The organism is Mucilaginibacter sp. UYNi724 (assembly GCF_054057495.1).
Window position 1 is genome coordinate 12,624 of the sequence record NZ_JBSRZI010000008.1, and the last position, 26,175, is coordinate 38,798.

Annotated in this window: 23 protein-coding genes; 7 read left to right on the forward strand and 16 right to left on the reverse strand. The window is 43.7% G+C overall.

Features of this window, described 5'->3' with window-relative positions; genetic code table 11:
* Window positions 1–2: 2 nt before the first annotated feature.
* The 6 genes from ACVW0P_RS12900 to ACVW0P_RS12925 all read right to left on the reverse strand — a co-directional run bounded on the left by ACVW0P_RS12900 (window position 3) and on the right by ACVW0P_RS12925 (window position 6,670).
* Complete coding sequence (locus tag ACVW0P_RS12900; RefSeq protein WP_457132468.1) at window positions 3–1,172, reverse strand: hypothetical protein; 1,170 nt, start codon at window positions 1,170–1,172, stop codon at window positions 3–5.
* A 93-nt stretch (window positions 1,173–1,265) separates the two neighbouring features.
* Window positions 1,266–2,078, reverse strand: coding sequence for a helix-turn-helix domain-containing protein (locus tag ACVW0P_RS12905; protein WP_457132469.1), 813 nt, complete (start codon window positions 2,076–2,078; stop codon window positions 1,266–1,268).
* A gap of 82 nt (window positions 2,079–2,160) precedes the next feature.
* The gene (locus ACVW0P_RS12910) at window positions 2,161–3,048 is read right to left on the reverse strand and encodes an oxidoreductase (protein ID WP_457132470.1); all 888 of its coding nucleotides are present in this window, start codon (window positions 3,046–3,048) and stop codon (window positions 2,161–2,163) included.
* 112 nt (window positions 3,049–3,160) lie between these two features.
* Window positions 3,161–3,589, reverse strand: a complete 429-nt coding sequence (locus ACVW0P_RS12915; protein WP_457132471.1) for a GNAT family N-acetyltransferase — start codon at window positions 3,587–3,589, stop codon at window positions 3,161–3,163.
* Between the two features lie 146 nt (window positions 3,590–3,735).
* Window positions 3,736–5,688 (reverse strand): glycoside hydrolase family 97 catalytic domain-containing protein, encoded by a 1,953-nt coding sequence (locus ACVW0P_RS12920; RefSeq protein WP_457132472.1) that lies wholly within the window; start codon window positions 5,686–5,688, stop codon window positions 3,736–3,738.
* Window positions 5,689–5,818: 130 nt separating this feature from the next.
* Complete coding sequence (locus ACVW0P_RS12925; protein ID WP_457132473.1) at window positions 5,819–6,670, reverse strand: helix-turn-helix domain-containing protein; 852 nt, start codon at window positions 6,668–6,670, stop codon at window positions 5,819–5,821.
* A 130-nt stretch (window positions 6,671–6,800) separates the two neighbouring features.
* Between ACVW0P_RS12925 and ACVW0P_RS12930 the strand changes: the two genes are divergently transcribed.
* On the forward strand, window positions 6,801–7,781 hold the full coding sequence (locus ACVW0P_RS12930; RefSeq protein ID WP_457132474.1) for a phytanoyl-CoA dioxygenase family protein: 981 nt from the start codon (window positions 6,801–6,803) through the stop codon (window positions 7,779–7,781).
* Between the two features lie 84 nt (window positions 7,782–7,865).
* Here ACVW0P_RS12930 and ACVW0P_RS12935 read toward each other — a convergent pair whose 3' ends face one another.
* The 4 genes from ACVW0P_RS12935 to ACVW0P_RS12950 form a co-directional block, all read right to left on the reverse strand.
* Window positions 7,866–8,408 carry a DUF4199 domain-containing protein gene (locus ACVW0P_RS12935; RefSeq protein WP_457132475.1) on the reverse strand — a complete coding sequence of 181 codons (543 nt, stop codon included), beginning with the start codon at window positions 8,406–8,408 and terminating at the stop codon, window positions 7,866–7,868.
* Between the two features lie 114 nt (window positions 8,409–8,522).
* Window positions 8,523–8,987, reverse strand: coding sequence for a response regulator transcription factor (locus ACVW0P_RS12940; protein ID WP_457132476.1), 465 nt, complete (start codon window positions 8,985–8,987; stop codon window positions 8,523–8,525).
* 54 nt (window positions 8,988–9,041) lie between these two features.
* Window positions 9,042–9,947, reverse strand: coding sequence for an NAD(P)/FAD-dependent oxidoreductase (locus tag ACVW0P_RS12945; protein ID WP_457132477.1), 906 nt, complete (start codon window positions 9,945–9,947; stop codon window positions 9,042–9,044).
* A gap of 180 nt (window positions 9,948–10,127) precedes the next feature.
* Complete coding sequence (locus tag ACVW0P_RS12950) at window positions 10,128–10,586, reverse strand: hypothetical protein (protein WP_457132478.1); 459 nt, start codon at window positions 10,584–10,586, stop codon at window positions 10,128–10,130.
* A gap of 71 nt (window positions 10,587–10,657) precedes the next feature.
* Between ACVW0P_RS12950 and ACVW0P_RS12955 the strand changes: the two genes are divergently transcribed.
* Together ACVW0P_RS12955 and ACVW0P_RS12960 are read left to right on the forward strand one after the other, a co-directional pair.
* Window positions 10,658–11,581 carry a glycosyltransferase family 2 protein gene (locus tag ACVW0P_RS12955; protein ID WP_457132479.1) on the forward strand — a complete coding sequence of 308 codons (924 nt, stop codon included), beginning with the start codon at window positions 10,658–10,660 and terminating at the stop codon, window positions 11,579–11,581.
* Entirely contained in the window at window positions 11,578–12,753 is a 1,176-nt protein-coding gene (locus tag ACVW0P_RS12960) for a glycosyltransferase family 2 protein (protein WP_457132480.1), read from the forward strand. The genes ACVW0P_RS12955 and ACVW0P_RS12960 overlap by 4 nt, the downstream gene beginning before the upstream one ends.
* Before the next feature lie 11 nt (window positions 12,754–12,764).
* Here ACVW0P_RS12960 and ACVW0P_RS12965 read toward each other — a convergent pair whose 3' ends face one another.
* Both ACVW0P_RS12965 and ACVW0P_RS12970 read right to left on the reverse strand, forming a co-directional pair.
* A complete protein-coding gene (locus ACVW0P_RS12965) occupies window positions 12,765–13,661 on the reverse strand; it encodes an SMP-30/gluconolactonase/LRE family protein (RefSeq protein ID WP_457132481.1) in 897 nt (298 codons plus the stop codon).
* Window positions 13,651–15,186 carry an alpha-L-fucosidase gene (locus tag ACVW0P_RS12970; RefSeq protein ID WP_457132482.1) on the reverse strand — a complete coding sequence of 512 codons (1,536 nt, stop codon included), beginning with the start codon at window positions 15,184–15,186 and terminating at the stop codon, window positions 13,651–13,653. The genes ACVW0P_RS12965 and ACVW0P_RS12970 overlap by 11 nt, the downstream gene beginning before the upstream one ends.
* A 127-nt stretch (window positions 15,187–15,313) precedes the next feature.
* Here ACVW0P_RS12970 and ACVW0P_RS12975 point away from each other — a divergent pair, with 127 nt between their 5' ends.
* The 3 genes from ACVW0P_RS12975 to ACVW0P_RS12985 all read left to right on the forward strand — a co-directional run bounded on the left by ACVW0P_RS12975 (window position 15,314) and on the right by ACVW0P_RS12985 (window position 19,242).
* A complete protein-coding gene (locus tag ACVW0P_RS12975) occupies window positions 15,314–17,467 on the forward strand; it encodes a glycoside hydrolase family 3 C-terminal domain-containing protein (RefSeq protein ID WP_457132483.1) in 2,154 nt (717 codons plus the stop codon).
* Between the two features lie 3 nt (window positions 17,468–17,470).
* On the forward strand, window positions 17,471–17,926 hold the full coding sequence (locus ACVW0P_RS12980) for a DUF4268 domain-containing protein (RefSeq protein ID WP_457132484.1): 456 nt from the start codon (window positions 17,471–17,473) through the stop codon (window positions 17,924–17,926).
* A gap of 113 nt (window positions 17,927–18,039) precedes the next feature.
* Window positions 18,040–19,242, forward strand: coding sequence for a DUF763 domain-containing protein (locus tag ACVW0P_RS12985; RefSeq protein WP_457132485.1), 1,203 nt, complete (start codon window positions 18,040–18,042; stop codon window positions 19,240–19,242).
* Here the strand turns inward: ACVW0P_RS12985 and ACVW0P_RS12990 are convergent.
* Together ACVW0P_RS12990 and ACVW0P_RS12995 are read right to left on the reverse strand one after the other, a co-directional pair.
* On the reverse strand, window positions 19,234–19,767 hold the full coding sequence (locus tag ACVW0P_RS12990) for a DUF4142 domain-containing protein (protein WP_457132486.1): 534 nt from the start codon (window positions 19,765–19,767) through the stop codon (window positions 19,234–19,236). The genes ACVW0P_RS12985 and ACVW0P_RS12990 overlap by 9 nt on opposite strands.
* 223 nt (window positions 19,768–19,990) lie before the next feature.
* Window positions 19,991–22,564 (reverse strand): phosphoenolpyruvate carboxylase, encoded by a 2,574-nt coding sequence (locus ACVW0P_RS12995; protein ID WP_354430630.1) that lies wholly within the window; start codon window positions 22,562–22,564, stop codon window positions 19,991–19,993.
* A gap of 190 nt (window positions 22,565–22,754) precedes the next feature.
* On the opposite strand from ACVW0P_RS12995, the gene ACVW0P_RS13000 reads away from it, so the two are divergent.
* Window positions 22,755–24,914: an FUSC family membrane protein gene (locus ACVW0P_RS13000; RefSeq protein ID WP_457132487.1), complete on the forward strand. Its 2,160-nt coding sequence runs from the start codon at window positions 22,755–22,757 to the stop codon at window positions 24,912–24,914.
* A gap of 7 nt (window positions 24,915–24,921) precedes the next feature.
* Here the strand turns inward: ACVW0P_RS13000 and ACVW0P_RS13005 are convergent, their stop codons facing one another.
* Both ACVW0P_RS13005 and ACVW0P_RS13010 read right to left on the reverse strand, forming a co-directional pair.
* The gene (locus ACVW0P_RS13005; RefSeq protein ID WP_457132488.1) at window positions 24,922–25,410 is read right to left on the reverse strand and encodes a PRC-barrel domain-containing protein; all 489 of its coding nucleotides are present in this window, start codon (window positions 25,408–25,410) and stop codon (window positions 24,922–24,924) included.
* Between the two features lie 20 nt (window positions 25,411–25,430).
* Window positions 25,431–26,078, reverse strand: a complete 648-nt coding sequence (locus ACVW0P_RS13010; RefSeq protein ID WP_457132489.1) for an OmpA family protein — start codon at window positions 26,076–26,078, stop codon at window positions 25,431–25,433.
* Window positions 26,079–26,175 lie beyond the last annotated feature (97 nt).

Sequence of the window (26,175 nt, forward strand, 5' to 3'; positions counted from 1 at the left end):
GATTACCTAACCAACGGCTCATAAGCATATACCACCTGGTAAGGCGTGTTCTTTAATTTAGCAGACATTTGACCAATAGTTAAGTTCTCTAACTGTGGGGTTGGCTCGCAGACCGAATAGGTTTTGCCATTGTAAATAATAGGTTCGCCTACCGGCTTGCTAAATTCTACCGCCATGGTAATGTGCGTTGGGTATAATAGCGCTATCATTGGCAGATTATAGATCTCCTTTACCAGGTAGAAAAATAAAGCTGCACGGTCATCGCAATCGCTGTAGTTTGAGGCCAGGGTTTCTCCCGGAGAAAGGCGTTTTTCCTTGCCGAAATTTTCATTGTCATTTTCATACAGGAAAGCGTAACGGGTAAAGCGCATCAGGTAATCAACACCTTTGTGTTCATCCATTCCTTTCATATTTTTCTTCAACAATGGGATAAGTGAACCGTAGGTTTCTTTACTCAGCGGGATATTAAAGTATGTTTCAAAACTTACACCGGGGTAATTGTTAAATGCCTTCTGCTGATCGGTATTTACCTTTATTTTAAAATGATATTGTTTACGGTCATATTCAAACGACATTTGCTTTTCTATGTCATGCTCGGGTTTAAAATCGGGCATCAGGGTAACCTTGTACGAAAATGCCTTTACTGCTGCCGCGATGGGGATACTTACCGGAATAGGCGGGTCGTCGTTAAGGTCGGCCTTGGCATAATCATGATAGTTAAGGCAAACAAACTGTTTACCATCCACCATAAAATATGGGATATCACTAATATCCTCGTTATTGTAAACGTAAAATATCACTTTTTGATGGGCCAGTGCCAGCCTTGCGTCGTACCCGGACTTATTGAGCATAAACCATTTGTAAAAAGTATATGCACCATAGTTGGCCTCCTTAGGGCTAATCTGTTGCGCCACCCTGCGGATAAGCTGATAGTACATCCAATCGTTTAATTGGTGCTCTTGTTTGTAAGCTAAAAGGGAATCCACCAATACTTGGTATTTACCCACGTTGACAGTGGCGTAATACTTTTTTAAAATATCGGCATTAAGCGGTTGCGGCAAATTCACCAACACCGAATTATCAACCTTAACGATAAAGAGGGCTTTATAAAAATCTACGCGTACCTCGTGCCCCTGCCCGTTCGCAATTGCGAATGGCAATATAAAAAGCATTAAAAAAAATAAACGTAACAGCCGTAGCATGGCTTATAATTTGGTTACATTAAATATACATTATATTAACGTTTAATTAACACTAATAAATATTTAATTTTTTATCCTTGATGGCGCCACGCCGTACTTGTTCTTAAAGGCGAATGAAAAGTGCGAAAGATCCTCGAAACCCAGTTCTAAATATACATCTGAGGCAGATTTACCTTTTTCTTTGATAAGGTAATGTGCCTCTTGTAAACGGCGTTGCTGCAACCAGCGGCTTGGAGTGATGTGGTAAATCTTCTCAAAATCGCGCTTAAAGGTTGCCAGGCTGCGGCCGGTTAGGTACGCAAAACGCTTAAGCTGCACATTAAAGTGAAAGTTTTTCTCCATAAAACCTTCCAGATCTATTTTACCGGGTTCGCTAAAATCAAACAAAACATCCTTCATTTCGGGCTTACTTTGCAACAGTATTAAAATAGCTTCGCGGAGTTTAAGTTCCTGCAGTTTATCATCAATTGTAATATCGTTTGATTGATACGGAATGATGGATTCCATGAAGCTTTTGTACAAGGGTTGTGGCGGTAACACCATCACCGCATTGCCGGTATAATGCCCTGTACACTTGAAGCCGTACTCTATACTAAAATTGCGCAGCGTTTGTTGATCCAGGTAAACCGATACCGATTTAAAGTCGCTGTTTGGCGGTGGTACTTTCAAAAACTTAACCAGGTTATTCCGCATAATGAACCTAAAATCCCCCGGTTTAAAAACAGATTCCTTTTGCCCGTCATTAATTGTCATGGTCCCGGCTATGTGGTAGCTAAATACATGCTCCGGAACAAACTGCTCACCCTCGCGGCTGCGGGTAACGTAGCAAGAGTATGCTATTTTGGGGCGTTCGGTATGTTCTTGTTTGGTTGGCATGGTGCAGATTTAAAAAAAGGTTGATCGGGTGGATGGTACAAAGTTACAAATAGGCAACCATTCACCCGATCAACCGTCACTATTAATTACTTTTCAAACTCATGTAGCGTTTACCGTATTCAGTTTCCAGGAAATTTTCGGCACCATCCGCATCGGTAGAAAGGCTGGTACTTTCCCATTTTTCTAATTCCCTAAGTTTAGCCGCTTCAGAATATTTTACAATACCTACGGCGTCGCTGCCCAGCAACAGGTGTAAAGGCGGCTCGGGGGTATTTACCATATCTATCATTACCTGGGCGGCTTTGCCCGGGTCGCCTGTTGGTGTAAAACTGCCGCTTTTAAATGCATTTACACGGATGTCAACAGTGGTTTCGTAACCTTCTACATGTGGCGCGTACGTCATCGAATCGCCAGCCCAATCGGTACGGAAACCACCCGGCTCAACACAAATAATTTTGATACCTAAAGGCGCAACCTCTACAGCCAAGCCCTCGCTAAATCCGCTAAGGCCAAATTTGGCTGCCTGGTATATACTTACACCGCCGCTACCAACCCTGCCACCTATCGAACTGATCTGCAAGATATGCCCGCTGCGCTGCTTGCGCATGTAAGGTAAAACAGCACGTGTTATTTCTATCGGCGCGTATAAATTAGTTTCCAGTTGGGTGCGTACCTGCTCATCGGTATAGGCTTCAACCGCGCCGGTTATACCAAAGCCTGCATTGTTTACAAACACATCTACTTTACCAAAATGGGCTACCGTATCTGCAATGGCTTTATGTACCCGCGCTTTGTCATTAACATCCAGCTTAACCGGAAAGACTTGGCCGGGATATTTATTTTCAAGCTCGTTTAAACTATCTGTATTGCGTCCCGTTGCGGCTACTTTATCGCCTGTGGCAAGCACCGCTTCTGTAAGGCTGCGGCCTAATCCGCGTGAGCTACCTGTTATGAACCAAACTTTTGTCATTGTTTTAATTATTAATTGTATAAGACAAAAGTAGGTTGTAACGCATAGCTGCGTTTTGTTGCAAAGCTCAAACCGCTTTGCTGAAAAGTTCAAACGATATTAAAGATGATTGCTATTCTTTCAGTTTAAGATTGCTCACATCGTCCAGCAAAAAACAATGGGTAAAATTGGTCATGCCGGTTTTTGGATAATAATTTACCGCAGCCGGTGCCGCAAGCAATATTAACTTTGCCTTTGGAGAATGTGTCTTAGTTTCGGCAATTAAACGTACGCCGATACCCATTTTTTGGTAGGCCTGGTCAACCGCCAAATCTGAAAGATAAGTACAAAAAGCGAAATCTGTGAGCGCACGCGATACACCAACCAATTTGCCATCTATGCGCGCGGTTATAATAAGGTTGGCATTTTGCAGCATATCCTGTATGCGTTCGGCATCATCAACAGGGCGGCGCTCGGCAAGTGTGCTACGCTTTAACACGTCAATAAATTCATCGGCACCAAGCGTTAATTCACGCTGAAATATAATATCTGAGATAGGCATTTTTAAGGGTTTAAGGTTAACAATATCCAAATATGAAAACCTGTGGCTGTTAAGCCATAGTCCAATAAATATAAAGGCTTTAGTCCAGATATATAAACTAAAAAAGCCAGGCTATTCAGACCAGGCTTTCAAGTAAATGTTGTCGACTATTGCGGCTTTAACTCCAACACAAAACCTCCTTTAGGCATCATGGTAATGGCAACCTTGTTATCCTTTTCCTGAACAATCTCTGTATGCACAATTGTACGCGGCGTGTTGCCATCAGTAAATAACGTGCCATGATAAACGTTTTTATTGTACAGGAATGGCAGGCTAAAGTTGTAATTTTTAGATGTATTCTCACCGTTTATACCGGCTATATACCAGTTTTTACCTTTGCGGCGGGCAATGATAGCATCCTTACCCGGCTCCCCCTGTATCAGTTTTGTATCATCCCATGTGTTTGGCACATCACTCAGAAACGCCTTTACTACATTGTCCTGGCTTAGGTATGATTTATCGCTATCGGCAAAATGCATCATCCCCGATTCAAATATCACGCTCAAAGCAAGCTCATGTGTGTTAGTGGTGGTATGCGGGCAGCAAGGAGAGTCAGAAAAAGTAACCGGCGTATAATCCATAGAGCCAACCACGTTGCGGGTGAATACATAAATGCTGTTTAGCTCGGCAGCATCCTTAGCGAAATCGTTAGACCAGCCGTAGTTCTCTGCACCACGTACAGATTCCATCGACAGCAAGTTTGGATAAGTTCTTGCCCAGCCGCGCTGCATGGTGCTGCCGTGGAAGATTACCATTATCTTTTCTTTGGCTGCATCCTTCAAAATATCGATGTATTGTTTGATGATGTCTTGCTTATCGCTTTGGAAGAAATCTACCTTGATGGCTTTTACGCCCCATTCATGCAGTTTTTTCATTTCGGCCTGGCGGGCTGCGGGGTTAAACATTATGTCGCGCGGTTGCTCGCCCACGTTATTATGCGGCCCGCCAGAATTATACCAAAGGGTAAGCTTTACATCTTTTTGTTTGGCGTACTTCACCAGGTCTTCTATGGTCCCACCTTCTGTAGGGATGTTCCAATTGGCATCCACTAACGAGTATTCCCACTTCATTTTCGCAGCGAGGTCTACAAAGCGTTTCAGGGTGGTGATGTTGCGGCTGCTTGCGTGGTCGCTCCACCAGCTCCATGAAGAGCGGCCGGGTTCCACCCAATCCATATCCCCTATCGCGTTTGGCTGCGCTAGATGGTTCACCAAAACCGACTGTACAACCGTTGCCGTACTTTTACCGGCAATAATAACCCGCCATGCGGTAGCAAACGGCGTTTTAGCAACGGGGTATTGCCTGCCCTGACCCAAACCTTCGGTAGCCAATGGGAAATCTATTTTATAAACCCCATTGTCGCAGTTTTGCTGCAGGTGCATAGCGGCATTATCCGCCGTTGTATTGCTTTCAGATATAAGCAACCAGTTATCCTTTGTATGGAACAATGCGGGGAACGCCCACCCGCTATCCTCTTTAGATGCCGTGCCCGTTGGGATGCCATTCTTAAAAACGTTTTCATAAGCAGGGTCGCGGTCATATGCTTGCATCCATGCAGATGCCTCCGGCACGGCAAATTCTGTTAACTCTTTCGTTAACGTTAAAGCACGGGCCGTATCCGGAAAACGGTAACGAAACGCTACCCCATCGTTATACGCCCTCAAATCAATAGTTACCTTGCTTTTATTTTTATTGGCAAACGTGATACTTGCCTGGTTAGCAGTGGCATGGTAAACATGGTACTTTCCGGTAGGGAGTGTGTAGATCTCGTTTATTTTACGGGTTAATTCGTTCAAAAAAGTCAAATCGACCGTAAATTTTTCGGTAGCACTTTCTATACCAAGCTTAGATTCGCGGATAACATCAGTGCTTCCAATTTGGGCATTATAACTTAGCTTACCATCCTTTAACGACAGGTTGATTTGCAGGGAATGATCAGGAGAGTAAACTTTCCACTCATTTTTAGCGGCTTGGGCATTCGCCTGATTTATAAACAGTAACCCTGCTGCAATCATTAGCGCAAGCTTTTTAAATTCGGTTTTGAATTTTTTGTGTGACAAGAGTTGGAGAATTAAAGGGGATATTATAATGTCTGTTTTACGTTTATCAATTGTTTAAGTTACACAAACCGGCCTGTTACGACAAATTTTTTACTTGTAAATTTAAACATTAACCAGAACACTATACATCTTAAATCCTGCCGGAGTAATTACGCTTGAATCCTGACGGGTTTTGCCCAACAATTTTATTGAACAGCTTATTAAAATAAGACAAACTTTCGAAACCGATGGCGTAGCAGGTTTCAGTAATATTTTTTCCCTGCATCAATAAATTCTTGGCCCGCTCCATACGATACTGGTTTACAAAATCGGTAAACGTCATATTAGTTTGGCGTTTAAAATAGCGGCAAAAGGCCGCGGTAGTGAGGTGCACTTTGGCAGCCACCACTTTTACATCTGGCTTTTGGTGGTAATTAGCGTCTATGTATTCATATATGGCCCCCATGCGGATTTTATCCTTAATAATAAAATCCTTGCTACTTTGGTCGGTGTTGAGTATTTCTATATCTGATGCATGAGCTAATATGTTAAAAATACCTATCAGTTCCATTAGTTGTTTATAGGAACTTAGTTCAATTAATTTCGCCAATTTTTCACCAACAATCGTCTTTGTTTCGCCTGTAAATGCAATCCCATGGTCGGCTTTTTTAAATAGCTGGCGAATGGCTGCAAACTCGGGGGAGGTACGGATGGCTTCACCTAAAAAATCGGTGCGCAGCTGGATCACAATTTGGTGATAGTCGCTTCTTAGCCGATAGTCAAAATTCAAATGCGGAATATTACTGCCTATAAAAACAAGGTCGTTTTGTGTATAGGTGGAGATATGTGTACCGACGTGCCTGATACCGGCATCAGCCTTAACATATACCAACTCTATTTCGGGATGATAATGCCAAAGGAATGTATTACGCAGCCGCGGGGAAAATAGCTTAAAAGACTTACCTGGTTCAAAGTCTACCCGCTCTAATTGGATCTCATTCATCTTCCCGTTGCATTAACCGAAGGAATAAATCTACTTAAAATATCAATACAGAGCAAACATTAGTCATTGTACAGAATATCGGTGTTTAATTACCACCTTACTTTTGTTCTATCAAAACCAATAAATAAAAATGAGAACAGAAACTATGACACCAGCAATGGCCACGGGCGCAAAAGCTAACGAAGTGCATAAGGTTATCCCCGGCAACCCATCAACCGCAACAAGCAGCCAGATAAAACTAAACGACCGCAGCAACAGCAAACCACTGCAGGTTTTAAGCGAGGCCGATTGGAAATTTTGGGTGACTAACGGTTACGTGATCATTAAAAACGCCGTACCTAAAGAACAGGTTGAGAAAATGGCCGATTACCTTTGGAAATATGAAGGTAAAGACCAAAATGATATGGAGACATGGTACAAAAAGCCAAATGCCCAAATGCAAATGGCCGAGTTGAACAATACCGGCATGGTAGAGATCTACAACCACCAATACATGTGGGATAACCGCCAGATGGAGAAAGTGCACCAGGCGTTTACCGATGTTTGGGGAACCGAAAAGCTTTGGGTAACTATAGATCGCGCAAACCTAAACTTCCCGCTGCGCCCGGGGTTTGAATATAAAGGTTTCATCCATTGGGATTACGACCCGGAAACCAAACCACAAAACGTGCAGGGTGTATTGGCCCTTGCAGACCAAACAGACGAAACCATGGGCGGTTTCCAATGCGTACCCGAGCTTTACCGTACCTATGATATCTGGAAACTTACCCAACCCGAAAACCGTGATCATTACAAGCCAGATACCACAGGCTTTGATATAGAAAAGGTTAAACTGGAGGCTGGCGACTTGCTGATTTTTAACAGCCTTGAGCCACATGGCATCCGCGCCAATACCAGCGGTAACAAGGTGCGTGTGGCGCAATATATATCAATGATGCCCGCGCAGGAAGACAACGAAGAATTGCGCCAATGGCGTATAAACAGCTGGCAAAGCCGCGAAGCCATGCAAGGCTATGCCTTCCCCGGCGACCCCATGGCACGCGAAAAGAAAAACCCGGTTGCAAAACTATCGGCCCTGGGCAAAAAACTATTGGGACTGGATAAATGGTAGTTATAAATGCAAAAACGCTCAGTATAAATGCTGAGCGTTTTTGCATTGAAATAGTATCGATAACGTATAAGCATAAACAGTAAACTATGCAGCAACCGCTACATCATCGGTGTTTGTTTTTCGTTTTAATATAAGCGCCGCTATCAGCGCAACAATTATACCTACCGGTAGTATTTCGAGATAGGTGTACATAATAAAGCCGAAAACAGAATCATAAACACTTCTCATAGAATTTGCTTGCTTTATTTTCTCAGCTATTTCTGTAGCACTTTTTCCGCTATGCTGGGCTTTATTAACAAGCTGCGTAGCAAATTTGTCCATAAAATCGGGCATAAAAAAGTAATAGTCTATCATCCACGAAACCACATACATGCTGGAACCTATCAAGGCTATTAAAAGCCCCATTTTAAAAGCATTACCGAAACTTATTACGCCACCATTGTACTTATCGCGATAGCCTTTTACTGCGGGGAACATTAGGGAAAAGGCAATAATCATAGACGAAAACCCTATTATCATGTTGCCCTCATAAGTGCCGCTACTGTGGCACCAGCCCATGCTGAAAAGCATCCATATTGATACAATAGCGCCAGACAGTAAACCGAATTTAATTACATTCTTTTTCATTTTAAGTTTTTAAAGTTTATGCTTCAAAGGTGGCGTAAGGCTTTGTATTTAAGCTCATACTTTAGTGTGATTTTGATAACAATAACACTTTTAATACTAAAGTACCGGTAGTATTTATGGGATGATGTTCAATTTTTTAGCCTTATCAACAGCCTGGGTACGGCGCTGAACCTCAAGCTTTTCGAATACCTTTGAGGTATGTGTTTTGATGGTATTGAGCGATACAAACAACTTTTCGGCAATACCCTGATTACTGAGCCCATCGGCCATCAGTTGCAAAACTTCCATTTCGCGTTTACTAAGGCTAAGGCGGGTAAGCGCGTCAGCGTCAAATACAAAATCGTTGGTTTTTACAAGCACATGCTTTTCTACCACCAATGTTTTAGGTTTGGCGATTTTTAAAGCCAACCAAACGCCCAACATGGTAAAGATAAAGGCTGTTGCCCCCGCGTAAAGCTCAAATGAATAATCGACTATAATAAAACGCCACTCCAGCCATTTCATTAAAAATAATAAGGCAGCCAGCGATGCACTGTACAGTAAAACAGACCGGTTCTTTATCCAAAAACTTGTTGCCATAACCTTATTTATGGCTTTAAAATAAGGATATTTACGGCGAATATCAAAGTGAAGTTAAAATTCGTCGCTAATAAGTATTTTATTAATATGCGCACCGGCAGCACTACCCGCTGCAACCGCGGCAGCTACCGAACGCATGGCGGTAGTGTTATCGCCCGCGGCATATATACCGGGAACAGTAGTTGCATAAAAATCATCAACCATGATATGCCCATGTTCGGTAAGGGCGCATCCTAACTGCTCCAATATATTGCAATGCTGCTCAAAAGCAACCCGCGCAAATACAGCTTGTATTGGCTGTAATGTACCATCTACAAAATCTATGGTTTGAATGTTGCCGTTAACACAGTTTATTGCTGCAATTTTTGTTTGGACGATGTTAATGTTATGGTCCTTCAGTTTCTGCTGTTGCCCGTGGTTAAGCGTTGATGGGCCATTGGTATACAGGGTCAAATCATTGCTCCAGTTACTTATCAATTTAGAAAACTCAAAACCATCGTTTCCATTAGAGAACACGGCCAGTTTTTCCTGGTAAACTTCGTAACCATGGCAGTAAGGGCAATGGATAATAGACTTGCCCCAGCAGTCAGCAAAGCCAGGGATGTCTGGCATCAAGTCTTTAATCCCTGTAGCGAATAGGATCTTTTTAGCTGTGAATGTTTCTGCCAGGGCAGTAGTCAATTCAAAATAGTTATCTTTTTGTATCACAGCTTTTGCGGTGCCTGCCAAAAGTTTAACACTGGTATAAAATTCCAATTGCTTACGTGCTTTCAGTGCTATGGCAGCAGGGGTTTCACCATCTTGGGTTAAAAAGTTATGCGATTCCGAAGCCTTCTTATTACAGGGCTCACCGCTATCTATCACCAAAACGTTTCTTACGGACCGCCCTAAAGACAATGCTGCAGATAAACCCGCAAAACTTCCCCCAACTATTATAACGTCAAATTCGATATTGTTCATAATGATTTTCTTATCGTAAAGTAGTGCATACCATAACTAATATTTTGCCATTGCTTTGTCTGCCGCACCTTTTCTACAAAAACAACGTTGTAGTTTTTATTGCAACAAAGTTGCATTTAAAAACTTTACCGAATGTTACCCGATTGCAATAATTAGCTTGATGATTTTAAGAGATCGGCGTTAAGCAACCACCTTTTTAGAAAACGCGCTTAGTGGCAAATATATGCCTGTAAATACAATTACAAGGGCTATCAGGTCCATCAGGGTGACGCCATCACTGGCGTTAAAATGGTATATGGTAAACAGCTCAAAATATGGCGGTGCCGGCATTATGATCATGGCCAGGCCAAGGGTTATCATCACCGCCCCTATCACAACAAGCAGGTATTTTTTTATCGCCTCAAATTCGAAACTATGCTTTGGTGTATCTTTTTGTAACTGGTGGGCCGAAAGCAGCAATTCCAGGTCATTTTGAGGGCGTGATGATAGATTACCACTTTCTTTAAACGCCCTGTTAATTTTCTGATGGATTAATTTCGCATGGTCGGCATCAATCGCCCCGCTTTTAAGTAAAGCTATCAACTCATTTGCTTTAGCATCTAATAATTCGGCGTCTTTAATAACTTGTTTACCTTTCAAAGTTTTAAATACTTATATAATGCTTACTTTTATTAATATTATAGGATTAAAAATATCCATAAATATACTACATGAAAAGAGTATCTGTTGTAACCATAAATTTTAATCAGGATAAAATTACCGAAGAGCTTTTGACATCCATTGCCAAAACCAATACGTACGAAAATCTTGAAGTAATTGTGGTTGATAACGGCAGCACGGTAAACCCTATCCCCTTGTGGACGGCCAAATATCCTGACATTAGATTTATACGGAGCGAAGCCAACCTTGGTTTCTCCGGCGGTAACAATATTGGTATTGCACAAGCCACCGGCGACTATTACTTTTTAGTTAATAACGATACTGAATTTGGCCCCGGCCTTGTTCAAAAATTGGTTGATATTTTAGATTCTCATCCCGAAGTAGGCATTATTTCACCAAAACTGGTTTATGATTTCGATCGTAGCATTATACAATATGTTGGTTTTACCCAGGTAGATTACTACACCTGCCGCAACCAGGCGGTTGGTAAAAACGAAAAAGATCTTGGCCAATATGACAACCTGCTTGGCCAAACCGGTTATTGCCACGGCGGGGCGATGATGGTGAAAAAAGAAACATGTGAAAAGGCCGGATTAATGGCCGATAACTTCTTTATTTATTACGAGGAGGTTGACTGGGGCGAACGTATCAACAAATCGGGCTACCAGGCTTGGGTACGCGGCGATGCTGTTATTTACCACAAAGAATCGATGACGGTTGGTAAGAACAGTCCGGTTAAAGAGTACTTTATGAACCGTAACCGTATCCTGTTCATTCGCCATAACGCTCCGGCCTTTAAAGCATTTGTTTTTTACATCTATTTTGTGCTGTTAGTGGTTCCGCGTAACCTCATCAGGTACATTAAAGAGAAGCGATACAATTTTATACTATTACTGTTCCGCGCCGTTTGGTGGAACATGACGCACGGTAAAAACAGTACCGAATTAGGCTACACCATTAACAAAATTTCATGATAATTGCTCTTTGGATAAGCATTTTTATTGTTGCCTACACTTTTGTGGGTTATGGTTTTCTGTTGTATTTTATCATCAAAATAAAACGCACATTTAAAGGCAAACCTGTGTTGCCTGTTGTTAGCGATGAGGCCCTGCCAAGTTGTACATTGGTAGTTGCCGCCTACAACGAAGAGCATTTTATAGCGGCGAAAATTGCTAATACCCTGCAATTAAATTATCCCGAAGGCAAGCTAAAGTTTGTTTTCGTTACAGATGGATCGTCAGATAATACAGCGGAGATCATTAGCCAACACCCACAGATCAAATTACTCCACCGCCCCGGGCGTGCCGGTAAAATTGCCGCGGTACATCGCGCTATGGAGTACGTTGATACCGAAGTTGTGGTATTTACCGATGCCAATACATTTTTGAATGCCGAAGCCATTACCCGCATTTGCCGACATTACAGCGATAAGACCGTTGGTGCCGTAGCCGGCGAAAAGCGCGTACAGATTGACCAAAGTGCCGACGCCAGCGCGGCAGGAGAAGGCTTTTATTGGAAGTATGAGTCGGCCCTTAAGAAATGGGATTCGGAACTATACTCGGTAGTTGGGGCCGCGGGCGAGTTGTTCAGCGTACGCCGTAACCTTTACCAGGATGTACCTGCTGATACCGTGCTGGACGACTTTATGATATCGATGCTGATAGCCAGCCAGGGTTACCGCATTATTTACGAGCCGGAGGCATATGCTTTGGAAACCGCATCAGAAAACGTAGCCGAAGAACTGAAACGCAAGATCCGTATAGCGGCGGGTGGAATCCAATCTATCTTAAGGTTGAAGAGCTTGCTTTTGCCGTTTAAATTTCCAATATTATCATTCCAATATGTGAGTCACCGTGTTTTACGGTGGACGGTTACGCCGTTCTTTTTGATACTGGCTTTCATAACCAATTTCGCCACAGCATTTGCCGGCGATGGGGTTATTTACACATTGCTATTTGCCGGGCAGGTTGTTTTTTATTCACTTTCCCTATTAGGTTATGTGATGGAAAAACGCCACATCCGTATCAAAGCCCTCTTTATCCCCTACTACTTTTGTGTGATGAACTACGCGGTAATGGCAGGTATAATCCGTTATTTCACCAAAAAACAAAGCGCTGTTTGGGAAAAAGCGCAAAGGAAAATGTAATCGCGATTAGGTTACTCCACTCCCTTGGCATTCATCCGCATAACATAAATAGCTTTAGATGCTGTTATAAACAACGTCCGCCTATCCTTCCCACCAAAACAGACATTAGCGCTCCAGGGCTTGGGGATATCGATGTGGGCTATTTGAATGCCTTGCGGGTTAATAATAGTTATTCCCTTGCCTGCCAGGTATAAGTTACCCTGCTCATCAAGCGTGATGCCATCTACACTCGCATTGGCTATAAATGACCGCCGATGAGTTAGCGTACCATCGGGTTTGATACCGTACTTATATATTTTGCTATCGCCGATGTCTGATACATAAAGGTATTTACCATCGGGGGTGCCGACAATGCCATTCGGCCTAACCATACTGTCTAAAACTATCGGCTTACTTTTGCCCTTCATCAGCACAAAAACCATCCTGGCGGTAAGGTCTGGAGCTTTGCGCGTCCAGTAGTCACGTTGGTAATATGGGTCGGTGAAATAGATGTTATCGTGTTTGTCTACCCAAAGATCGTTAGGGCCATTATACAACTTGCCTTCATAGTCTTTCAAAAGCACTTTAACTTTTTTATCGGGCGATATTTGCCAAAGCTGATTATGTTCATCTGCACAGGCAACCAGGTTACCTTTGCTGTCGAAATATGTTCCGTTCGGCCGCCCGGCGCTGTCCATAAAAACGGAGAGCTTGCCATCGATACCATACTTCCAGATCTTGTTATTAGGCTGATCAGTAAAAAAAATATTGCCCGCTTTATCTACTGCCGGGCCTTCGGTAAAGGCAAACTGGTTTGATATCATTTGAGGCCGTGCAGCAGCAGCAAAAAGCGGCCCTTTTTGACCAAAAACGGGCCCTGAAACAGCAAAAAACAACCAACAAGCAATTAATAAATTCCTATAATCCATTTTTAAATTTCTTACCGTTTGGATTATCTATCATCGACGCCATACCGTTTAATTTTGGCTCCTTGTAAAGCCCGAAATCGCTCAGCGCAATACAAACTTTTGCCTTAGTGATCCGCAGCCTGACTTTGCTTGCCGACACATTGTTTGGCAACCGAATGAGCCTGTTACCGCCAATGCTGGTAGCTTTTGCTATCTCCTCCCATTTTCCCTCCTGCCAGGCATCAACCGCAACTTCATCTATCCGTTGGCCTAATTTGATATTCTCGCGAAGGCGTATCACATTAAAAGTTCTGGGCTGGTGCATGTCGATCACCAACTCCGGTGTTTTTACTTTATCATCGGTAGCCCAGTAGCTGTAACGGTTAGCATCCAGCAGGTTTGCCGCGCCGTATTTACGTTTATTATCGCCGCGGGTGTTGCTTGCGGTAAGCGTTGCGCCTTTAACCAGATTAGCGGCAAAGGTTTGTTTCAATATATCGCCAAATGCCTTAAGCGAGTTAACATCGTTATTGTAAAGCTGGCCGGTCCTGTCCGGAGATAATCCAAGGTCTAAAGCTGCGCCACGGCCAACGCTTTGATAATAGAGGTTCAACAAAGCCTGCGGTGTTTTTACCGAATCGTCCTGCCGTTTATGGTAAAACCATCCCGGCCTTAGTGATACGTCGCATTCGGCAGGCATCCAAAACTTTCCATCCCGGTGGCCTTCCGTGCCTTCGTAATCTTTCACATAACCGTTACCGGGTTTCTTCCCCTTGTCGGGGGCATGTGGGGTGTAGGTAGCCCAACTCGTTTCACCTGCTTGTCCGCGTTCGTTACCAACCCAGCGTACATCCGGACCAACATCGCCAAAGATCACCGCGTTAGGCTGCATTTTACGGGTGATGCCCCAGGTTTCGTCCCACCCATAATAGTTAGATCGGTCTATCTTACGTTCCTGGCGCGCGCCGCCATAAAAACCATCGCCACCATTGGCGCCATCATGCCAGGAAATAAACAACGGGCCATAATTACTGTACAGTTCTTTCAGCTGCTCGCGGTAAACTTTGGTAACATATTCCGGGCTGCCGTAAAGCGGACTGTTCCTGTCCCACGGCGAGCAGTAAACGCCCATCTTCATGCCCAGTTTATCGCACGCCTCGCGGTACTCGCGCAAAATATCGCCTTTGCCATTTTTATATGGGCTTTTTCTGATGTTATGTTCGGTAGTTTTTGTTGGCCAAAGGCAAAAACCATCGTGGTGCTTGGCAACCACAACAATGCCGTTAAAACCGCCCGCTTTGGCCGCTGCCACTATTTGCATCGCGCTAAAGTTTTCCGGATTAATAAGTTTGGGATCTTCATCGCCATAGCCCCACTCTTTGTCGGTATAGGTATCTACTCCCCAGTGGATAATGCAATACATCCCCGTTTCCTGCCAATTTAGCTGCCCTTGAGTTGGCAACGGGCCGTATGGCTTTGGGGCTGGTTGTGCAAATGCGCCAAGCGTTAATGAAACCAGCAATAACAACAACAATAAATTTTTCATGGTAAGAGGTATATAAATCCGAAACGGAAATTCCTAAATCCCGCATTGCTAAAGTAACATTTACCGATAAAATAATTGGCAGAGCGGGCTATTTCTTTTAAGTTAGCTTTCCGTTATCATACCGCTTATGAAAACCCATTTTACTTACCTGTTCCTATTATTATTTGTGCCGATAATCTCCATGGCGCAGCAAAATATCATCTATAAAAACAATAAACAACCTTTGGATAAGCGCGTGAAAGACCTGGTATCGCGCTTAACGCTGGAAGAAAAGATCTCCCTTTTGGGTTACAGCAGCAAAGCAGTTCCCCGTTTGGGCATCCCCGCTTATAACTGGTGGAACGAAGGTTTACATGGTGTTGCCCGCGCAGGCGAAGCGACCATATTCCCTCAGGCAATTGGCATGGCAGCCACGTTTAACGACGATCTGCTGAAACAGGTATCTACCGTAATATCTACTGAAGCACGCGCAAAATATAATCTTGCTATTGCGCAAGACAGGCACCTGCAGTATATGGGTTTAACTTTTTGGACACCCAATATCAATATCTTCCGCGACCCGCGCTGGGGCCGGGGACAAGAAACTTACGGCGAAGACCCGTTCCTTACCTCGCGCATGGGCAACGCTTTTGTAAAAGGCTTACAGGGCGACGATCCGCGTTACCTTAAAACCAGTGCTACAGCTAAACATTATGCCGTACACAGCGGACCGGAAGCAGGCAGGCACGAGTTTAATGCGGTGATAGATGAAAAAGATTTGCGCGAAACTTACCTGTGTGCCTTTAAATATTTGGTTGATGGTGGTGTGGAGAGTGTGATGTGTGCATACAATCGCGTAAACGGCGAACCATGTTGCACCAGCAATACCTTGCTAAGCAATATCCTGCTTAAAGAATGGGCTTTTAAAGGCCACGTAGTTACCGATTGCTGGGCCCTTGATGATATTTACCTGCGCCATAAAACCATGCCCGATGCCGTGCATGTAGCTGCGGCTGCGATAAAAGCAGGCGTAGACCTGGATTGCTCTATCATGCTGCAATCGGAAGTGTTGAAGGCCGTAAAAATGAATTTATTAAAAGTTAGTGATGTAGATAAAGCACTATCGGCCATCTTGCGTACCGAGTTTAAACTTGGCTTTTATGACGACCGTACCCTGAACCCGTATCACGCTTACGGCGCGGATAGCGTGCACAACACCACACACATAAACCTTGCCCGCAAAGTGGCACAGCAAAGCATGGTGATGCTAAAGAACAACAATAACCTGCTGCCACTAAGCAAAAGCAAATACAGTGCTATTACAGTTGTTGGCCCTAATGCAGCCTCATACGATGCCATGGTAGGCAATTATCACGGCGTTAGCAAGGTGATCAACTTTGTGGAGGGTATCACAGCTGCGGTTGGCCCCGGCACACGCGTGGAATACGACTTGGGTGCAGACAGTAAAGACACCACACGTTTCGGCGGCGTATGGGCTGCCCAAAACAGCGATGTTACTGTAGCAGTGCTTGGCCTGTCGCCGGTTAACGAGGGCGAAGAGGGCGACGCATTTTTAGCGGAGGGCGGCGGCGACAGGCTTAACATTAGCCTCCCTGCAAGCCACATCGCTTATTTAAAAAAGCTACGTAAAGATGTAAATAGACCAATCATTGCGGTAATAACCGCGGGCAGCGATGTAGATATTGAAGCCATTGCCCCGTATGCCGATGCCATAATTTTAGCCTGGTACCCCGGCGAGCAAGGCGGCAACGCTTTAGCAGATATAATTTTTGGCGACGTATCTCCATCCGGGCATTTACCTGTTACGTTTTACAAAGCGCTAAGCAACCTGCCCGATTATAAGGATTATAACATGAAAGGCCGCACCTATAGGTACTACAGCGGCCCGGTACAATACCCGTTTGGGTTTGGATTGAGCTATACCAGTTTTGGCTACACCCTTGCCGTTAAACTTAAAAGCAGTTATGCACCTGCAGATAGTATCAGCATTAGCGTAAATATAAAAAACACCGGAAATTTTAACGGGGACGAGGTTGTGCAGGCCTACATTCAGTATCCGCAGGTAAACCGCATGCCCCTCAAGGAACTAAAAAGCTTTAAACGGGTAAGCATAGCAAAGGGGTCGGAACAAACGGTGAGTATCAATATCCCCGTTAAAGAACTACAGAAATGGGACATGGTAACCCACAAATGGAAAGTGTATCCCGGCGAATACAAACTGGTGTTGGGCAGTAATTCGCAGGACGAGAAGTTATCTTTACCTTTTATTGTTAAACTGTAAATAATGTACTCGAAAGATCAGGCATCACAGTTAAAGCAAGAATTTTGGACGGCGTTTGGGCAATATATGGGGCCTATATTATCTGCCGAGGATTTGCGCACTAACTGGATCAATTATAAAACTGGCGTTAAGCACATTTTTTTTAAGATGCACGCCGATAAAAACACGGCCTTGATTGCAATCGAGATATCCCACCCTGATATCGAATTACAGCAACTCTTTTTTGAGCAATTCGGTTCGTATAAAACCATGCTGCACAGCACCCTGGGCGAAGAATGGCAATGGCGACTGCATACTACTGATGATTACGGCAAAACCATCAGTCGCATTTATGCCGAGATTTCGCCCGTAAATATTTTTCAAAAGGATAACTGGCCTACGCTTATCTCCTTTTTTAAACCCCGAATAATCGCGCTGGATGAGTTTTGGAGCGATGTGAAAGTGGCGTTTGAGGTGTAAGAAAGTTTGTCTGAACTCGAATTTACAGAATGTGAGAAATTATTAGAATTTGTTTTTCCAAAATTCTTTAATTCATAAATTCGAGTTTAAACAATTTTGCTAACTTTGTTAGTATGAAACGTTCCGGAAGTGCCGACATGCCTTTGCATTATGGTTATGTGCCTGTTTGGCTTGCCGAGCGTATGGCCAAGCTTGGCCTTGCTGTGCTGGAAACCATTGTGATGGATTACGGTAAAGATGAAGTCCTCCGCCGCCTTAGCGATCCATTCTGGTTTCAGAGTCTTGGTGCCGTGTTGGGTATGGACTGGCATTCATCAGGTATTACCACTTCTGTGATGGGTGCTTTAAAGCGTGCTATCAACCCGCATAGCCGCGACCTTGGTATTTACATTTGCGGCGGCAAGGGCAAGCATTCCACCAAAACCCCGCAGGAGTTGATGGCCGTTTGCAACAGCACCGGGCTTAACGGTGACCACCTGGTTAAATGCAGTAAGCTAAGCGCTAAGGTAGATAATACCGCCATACAAGATGGTTTTCAACTGTACACCCACAACTTTATTTTAAGCGATACGGGCAAATGGGCCGTAGTGCAACAAGGTATGAGCGATGCCAGCAGCACCGCCCGCCGCTATCACTGGCATTCTGAACAATTAATCTCTTTTGTGGAAGACCCGCACACGGGCATCCAAGGCAAAAACAAGGGGTTGATATTGAATATGGCCGATAAATTGGCCCATCCATCCCGCACGGGCGTGATGCAAATAGCTGCCGAGCATCCCGACCGGATGCTAAAAGAGATAAGTCACTTAGTTATGCCCGCACACCACGAGGTAAAAGCAAAAGATGTAGACCTGAAAAGATTAGGCGCCGTACTTTGGCTGGCACACGAAAAGCAACCGAAAGATTTTGAAGAGCTGCTTTTATTGCAGGGCCTTGGGCCGCGCACATTACAATCGCTGGCTTTGGTGAGCGAGGTGATCCATGGCACACCGTCGAGGTTTAAAGATCCTGCCCGGTTCTCGTTTGCCCATGGCGGCAAGGATGGGCACCCCTTCCCCGTCCCTATAAAAGTTTATGACGAAACCATCGGTGTTTTACAGACCGCTATTCAAAAAGCAAAATTGGGTAATGGTGAAAAAAATGAAGCTATTAAGCGCCTAACTAATATAGCCCAGGCCGCAGAAAAGGATTTTACCCCTAATGCCAACTTTGATAAAGTAATTGAAAAGGAAAGAAATGATTCGTGGAAATACGGCGGCCGTACCGTATTTGGTAAAGCTAAACCCTCTGTAGAGCCTCAGTTAAAACTATTTTAGCCCGGCGCCGGTGCAAAGTGTGTTCGCCTTAGTTAGGTGTTCCTGTAGTTTCGGAAGACTTTTTGTCGCAAAATCTTTTAATGTTTTATCGCTGTTAGTTTCGCCTGTTTTAAAAACCTTAATTACGTTTTCGTGGTCTATCACCATCGCCTGGATGTACATCTTATCGAAGGCATTACCTGTCTTTTTGGTAAGGCTGTCTACCTGTGTTTGATGTACAATAGTAAGTGTATCAGTGTTAACTTTGCTACCCGATACCGTTTTTAGCTCCGCATCCATAAAAGTATGGTCGGCAATAACCTGTTTAGCGTATTCCAGCATCTGCGGGTTTTTAGAATTGGTAAGCGCCAGTTGCGATAGTTTTATTTCGGCTGCGCCGGATTCAAGCGCGCTTTTCACAAAGGAGATTCCCTCTTCGTTAGATTGCTTTATGTTGTTGTAATTTTTTGCTTTGCGGTTGTTACAAGCTTGTGTTAAAATCAGGGTGACCAACGCCAAAGCGATACAGAATGTTCTTTTCATCATAAAATGTTAAGCTTATAATACTTAGTTAACAAGTTTTATTACATTCTGTTTACAAAAGTTTAACGATTGCGAACTTAAACGGATTGATACCGAAATTATAAAGCAGTCATTAAGAGGAGCGATAGCGACGCGGCAATCTTCGATAGGCTCTTCGCCTGCTTTTCTATTGAAGATTGCCACACTACGATCGCTATGACGCATCATATTGTAGGCTTTGTGAGGTCTAAGCCAAGTTCCTGCCGGCATTTACAATACCGTACACGGTGCGTACCACCAGCTTATTGTAGATGCCTATCAATTCTTCATCATTTGTATTATTAAGGCATTGCAATGCGTAGTGTTGTACAATAACCAGCGGCAATACGATCTTCTCGCGGATGGCTATAGAGCGGCGATCTACCGGGAACTCTTCCATCAATACCTTGGTGCCGGTAAGTTCTAATAACATATTGCGGGTTAGTTCGTACTCGGCTTTAAGTCCTTTCCAGAATGCGCCGAACTTTTTATCTTTTTCCATGTAAGCCGTAACCCTAAAGTCGGATTTGGTCATAGACATCATACAGTTATCCAGCATCGTTTTAAAGAAACCCGATTGTTGGTAAAGCTCCTGCACTTCTGCCCAGCTACCGTTATCCTTCATTTTTTTGAGGGCAGTACCCACACCATAAAAGCCCGGTATATTTTGTTTCAGTTGGCTCCAGGAGGTTACGAAACTAATGGCGCGCAAATCTTCAAGTTTAAGTTTAGCGCCTGCATTACGTTTGGTTGGGCGACTGCTGATGTTGATCTGCGATAATAATTTCAGCGGACTAAATTTCTCCAGGTATTCCACAAATAGCGGGTGTTCGCGAAGCGCCAGGAACAAGCCGTGACTTTCTTCGGCCATTTCGGCTATTAAAGCTTTATGTCTTTCGTCCAGCAGATCGTGATGGTTCGGGTGCAATGCGCTGGTAATACCTGCGTTGATCAATTGCTCGGTATTGAACCTTGCCGTTTCTATAGAACCATACTGCGAACTTACGGTTTGGCCTTGTATAGTCAATTGGATATGGTCGTTAGCGATCTCTTTACCCATCGAGGCGTAAAAGCGGTGCGTTTTACCACCACCACGTGCCGGGGGGCCACCCCTGCCATCAAAAAAGGCGAGGGTAATGTTATGTTTGCGGGCTATGGCGGTAAGTTCAACTTTGGCTTTGTAAATGCTCCAGTTTGCCATCAGGTAGCCGCCATCTTTAGTACTATCGCTAAAGCCGAGCATGATGGTTTGCCTGTTGCCGCGTTTTTTAAGGTGCGATTTATAGAACGGATGCGTGTATAACTTCTCCATAATATCGCCGGCCTGTTTTAAATCATTAACGGTTTCAAACAGCGGCATAAAATCAACACTCAGTTTATCTTTTTCCCAGCCGCTCCACAAGAACAATGCAATCAGCTGCAAAATATCTGAGGCCTGCTGGCAGTTGCTTATGATAAAACGCTGGCAACCTTTTTCGCCGTTGCTATGCTGAATTTGCTTCATCAGCCTGATGGTATCCAGCGTATCGCTTATCAGAGGATCGGCATTGGCAGGGCATTTGAAATCGGCCTGGTTAAACGGAAGGCTTTTTATTTTCGACTCCTCGTTCATCTCCGCGTAGTTCTTAGGCACGCCGGTATAAACTTTTTCAGTAGTGTATTTAAATACATCGCGCAGCACACGGCTGTCCTGGCGGATATCCAGCGTAGCGAAGTATGAACCAAACAGTTGCACCTTTTGCAACAAGTTATCTACAATGCCTACAAACAAGCTATCGTGCTCGTTAACCAAAGTTTCACGCATTGACCTCAGGAGTTTCAATAACTCGGGCTGTAGATCTTTAGGGGTTTCCTGCGGATTGAAAGCGTTATCGTAAAGCAGTTTCTCCAGTTTGCTCAGCGTATCGGCAAAGCCACGGAAAGTAATGCGGCGTTTCAGGTTACGGAAATCGCGGTAGTAGCAACGATAGATAACCTGCCTCAATAATGACGATACCGAACGCGTGGTTTCCATATGTACGTTAGGGTTACCGTCGCGGTCGCCGCCTGGCCAAAAACCAAGCTCTAATACCTGCTGATTGCCTTCTATATCAAATTCTTCCTCCAGTTTAGCCTGGATGCCTGATAACGCATTGTAAAATATATTCTCCAGGAACCACACTAAACTAACGGCCTCATCAACCGGGGTTGGCGAGGTTTTATTGAAGAAAGGAGTTTTGCCCAATTGCTGTAAAAGGCCGTCGATTGATGGGATGTCATTTGTTTTTAAGGCTTCGATCAAGTCCGTCATGATCCCCAGAACGGTGCCGGGGTAAAACTGGGTTGGGTGAGCGGTAAGCACTAAACGAAGCGAAAAATCTTTCAATTGCTTGCTGATGTTTGCCCTTGCCTGTTCGCTTTGAGATGCCTGCTGCACCATGCTTTGTAAAGTACCGGTATCATCCACACGGCCAACTTTGCTAAACGACGAATCCTCGATAGCGTCAAACAAAACTACCTGGCGTTCAATATATTGTATGAACCTAAATAAACGGTTTAGTTGCTCGCGGTGGTCAACATTAGGCACATATTTTTTAAAGAAAGATTCGATGATGTCGGTTGGTGACGCCTGGTCGGCCGCGCCCTTATCGCAATGCGAACTAAAGAACGGCAGTAAAATACCTGTGTCCTTAACCTGATAAAAAGGCAATGTTTGAAACAAGCTGTTGTACAACTCAAAACGTTTTACAACTTCGTGATTAAAGATAGATTCTTTTTGACTGAGCCTTAAGGTTGATGGCATGTTAGAACAGGTTACAAAAGTTTTACAGGAATAATATCGCCGTGAATTTAACTATCTAAAATTAAAATTAGCTAAAAACTGAAAATTAATAACATTAAGTACATTTTAATGCAATAATGGTTATTGCAAAACCTAACACGTTTTATTTGTTTAATTTTGCACAACAAATCCCCAACCCAACATATAGTAAATGCAAAGCCACAAAAGAGAAATAAAAAGCTTTTTTCATAGTCAGTATTTTTCTGATGGCTTGCGAATGACCATTGGTATCATTACCCCCGCCCTGTTAATGATGCAGTTAGGCTATTTCGATTTAGGCCTTACCCTTTCACTTGGTGCGCTTTGTATTTGTACCATAGATGGGCCGGGGCCTATATCTCACAAACGCAATGCTATGGCCGCGGGCAATGCTATCATGCTGGCTGTCGCTATTATTACAGGTTATGCAAGATTTAATGTAATCACATTAGGGTTAGAGATCACCGTTTTTTCATTCCTGTTTTCGATGCTCACGGTTTACGGCAACCGGGCGGCATCTGTAGGTACATCGGCATTGCTGGTAATGATATTTATGATGGATAAGGCCGTGCCACCACCGGAGGTACCCATCTTTAGCCTCACCATTTTGGCGGGCGGGCTTTGGTATATGGTTTTTAGCCTGGTATTTTTTGGTATCAGGCCATACCGGGCCGCGCAGCAAACTTTGGGCGAGAACGTGGCCGATATAGCCCGTTTCCTGCGCATAAAAGCCGATTTTTATTTAGCAGCGACGGATGTTGACGAGAATTACCGCAAGCTGGTAATCCAACAGATCCAGGTGAGTAACCATCAAGATGCGGTAAGGGAGATCTTATTCAAAAGCCGTTTGCTGGTCAAAGAGTCTACCGCGGCCAGCAGGATATTGGTGCTTACCTTTATTGATCTGGTGGATATGTTTGAGCAGATCATGGCTACCCACTACGATTATAATTACATCCGCGAGAAGTTTGAGAGCACAGGTGTACTATCAGAAATTGCAGATTTTCTTCATCACGTGGCCGACGACCTGGATAATATCGGCTATGCGGTACTTGCCAACCAGCGCCCCGAAAAGTTAAGCAACCTTGAACTTAGACTGGAGCATTTAAAACGGCGTATTGATAGCATTGGTGCCGATGATAAGGAAACCAGCAACCTGGTGCTTAAGAAGATTCTCATTAACCTGCGCGACCTTAGCAAAAGCATTTCCAACATTTATAAATACTATCATTCAAAAGCATCAGACAGTTTAGTGCAAAGCCCTACCAATGTGGAGTATTCTAAATTTGTGACCCATCAGGACTTTGCGCCGCATATCTTTTGGGATAACATTACTTTTAAATCCGGCGCGTTCAAGCATGCTTTAAGGGTGGCATTGGTATGTTTGGTGGGTTTTATTACAGCAAAGAATATATCGCTTGGCGGGCATAGTTACTGGGTGTTGTTAACCATTATTGTAATACTAAAACCCGGTTTTAGCCTTTCTAAACAACGCAATTATCAACGTTTGATAGGCACTATAGCGGGTGGGGCTGTCGGGATCCTGATACTGAATTTTATCCCCGATAAAACAGCGCAGTTCATCATTTTAGTTGTGCTAATGATAGGCACTTATAGCTTTTTAAGGGTAAATTACATTGTGTCGGTGATATTTATGACCCCGTACGTACTTATACTATTTAAATTTTTGGGCTTGGGTACTATAAATATTTTCCAGGAAAGGGTTATAGATACGCTCATCGGTTCTGGCATCGCATTCATAGCCAGTTATGTGTTGTTCCCAACGTGGGAGTTTCAGCAGATAAACGAAACGCTTAAATCCGTTATCACGGCAAATATCAACTACTTGCAAAAGATCTCGGAAAGTATTTCTGGTAAAGTAGTGGAGATCACTGAGTATAAACTTGCACGTAAGGATATTTACGTAAACTCGGCCAACTTATCGGCTATGTTCGAGCGGATGACATCCGAACCAAAAAGCAAACAAAAAAGCGTTAAAGATCTACATAAGTTTGTAGTACTCAATCATATCCTTGCTTCCTACTCGGCCAATATAGCATCGGCATTAATCCGATCCGGGCAGGTGGCACCGCATAAGGATATGCTGAAACTGGTTAAAAAGAGCATTGCAGTATTAAAAGATATCAACAAAAAACTAAGCGGCGAAAGCATTACCCCGGTTGATGCAGCACCAAAAACCAACATGATACCGATACCTGACGCACAGCCTATCCCGCTAACAGAGGATGATGTGCTGATGAAAGACCAGTTAGGGTTTATCAATAAAATTACACTGGATATCGCTAAGATAACAGACAATATTTTAAGGTAAACGAAACTTACTCCGCATTATCATCACCTGCAATAAAACCTTCCTCCTTTTTATTATAAAATTTAGTTTTACCTACATTTAAGGAGCCGGGAGCTATTGGTGCACCTGCTTCCACTTTATCTAACGCAAGGGCTATTTCCCTATCGGTTTCGTGGTTTATAATGCGGCCTTTTTCATATAGCGGCAGGGCCAGCAGGTTAGTAACGCTTATGCCGGGCATCCTTACCTCATCGTTCTCCACATCAAACTCCACGTTTTCTATAGGCACAAGCACACGGCCTTCCTCCAGGTCAATGTCGTTGCTTTCCATATCGACCACAATGTAACGTACCTTTAAGGTATCCTCGTCGAATAATAACTCGTACACCTCGCCTACCTTGTTCTTGTGGGTATCTTTTACATCCCATCCAAAAATTTCGGGTTGCTCGTCAACTATTTCAAAATCGCTTTCGCTTAGTTCGTATAAATCGTAATTTGTTTTATTATCTGATGCCATGATTATAGGTTATATGGTTATTACTTCTCGCCTTCGGCATATGCTACTATCTCTACACTACGGTTTTGCGCACGGCCTTTTTCGGTCGCGTTGGTAGCAAGAGGCTTTTGCTCGCCTAAAGAATGGATAGAAATTTTATCGGGAACGATATCTGCCTTGGTAGATAGCCAATCCTTAACGGCATTTGCCCTATCCTCGCCAAGTTGTTTATTAGCGCCTGCCGTGCCGGTGGAATCGGTGTGGCCGTAAACCGCTATCTCGGCAGTTTTATAACGCCTTGCCAGCGATGCAGCTATCTGTTCCAATTTGGATTCTGCCGATGGTTGCAAAGTGCTTTCATCTGCGGCAAACAATATATTTTCGCCAAGGCTGTATATGGTGTATTTATCATTGCCTTTTACTATAATGGCGGTATCGGTAACCTCGTCATACTTAGATCTTGGGATGTCAAAATCGATGGCGTTCCAATTTGGTTGTGTAGTTACAATAACATTACTGTCGCTTTTAGCAGAGTCGGTTTGAGTTGTATCACTGGTATCCATTTTTATCGGGGCCGATTTATTACACCCGCGGTAAAGCAAAACTGCCGTTGCTATGGCTATGATAGCGAAGATCATCCATATTAATACCGAGCCTTTGCGCTTGGGCTGAACGTCGAGTTGTGCCATTTATTATCGCTTGTTTATTTAATATGTGATAGCATTAATCAGGCCAATAAGCAACTTAAGGCTTTGATTAGCATAATTCAACTTTAACAAACTTGTT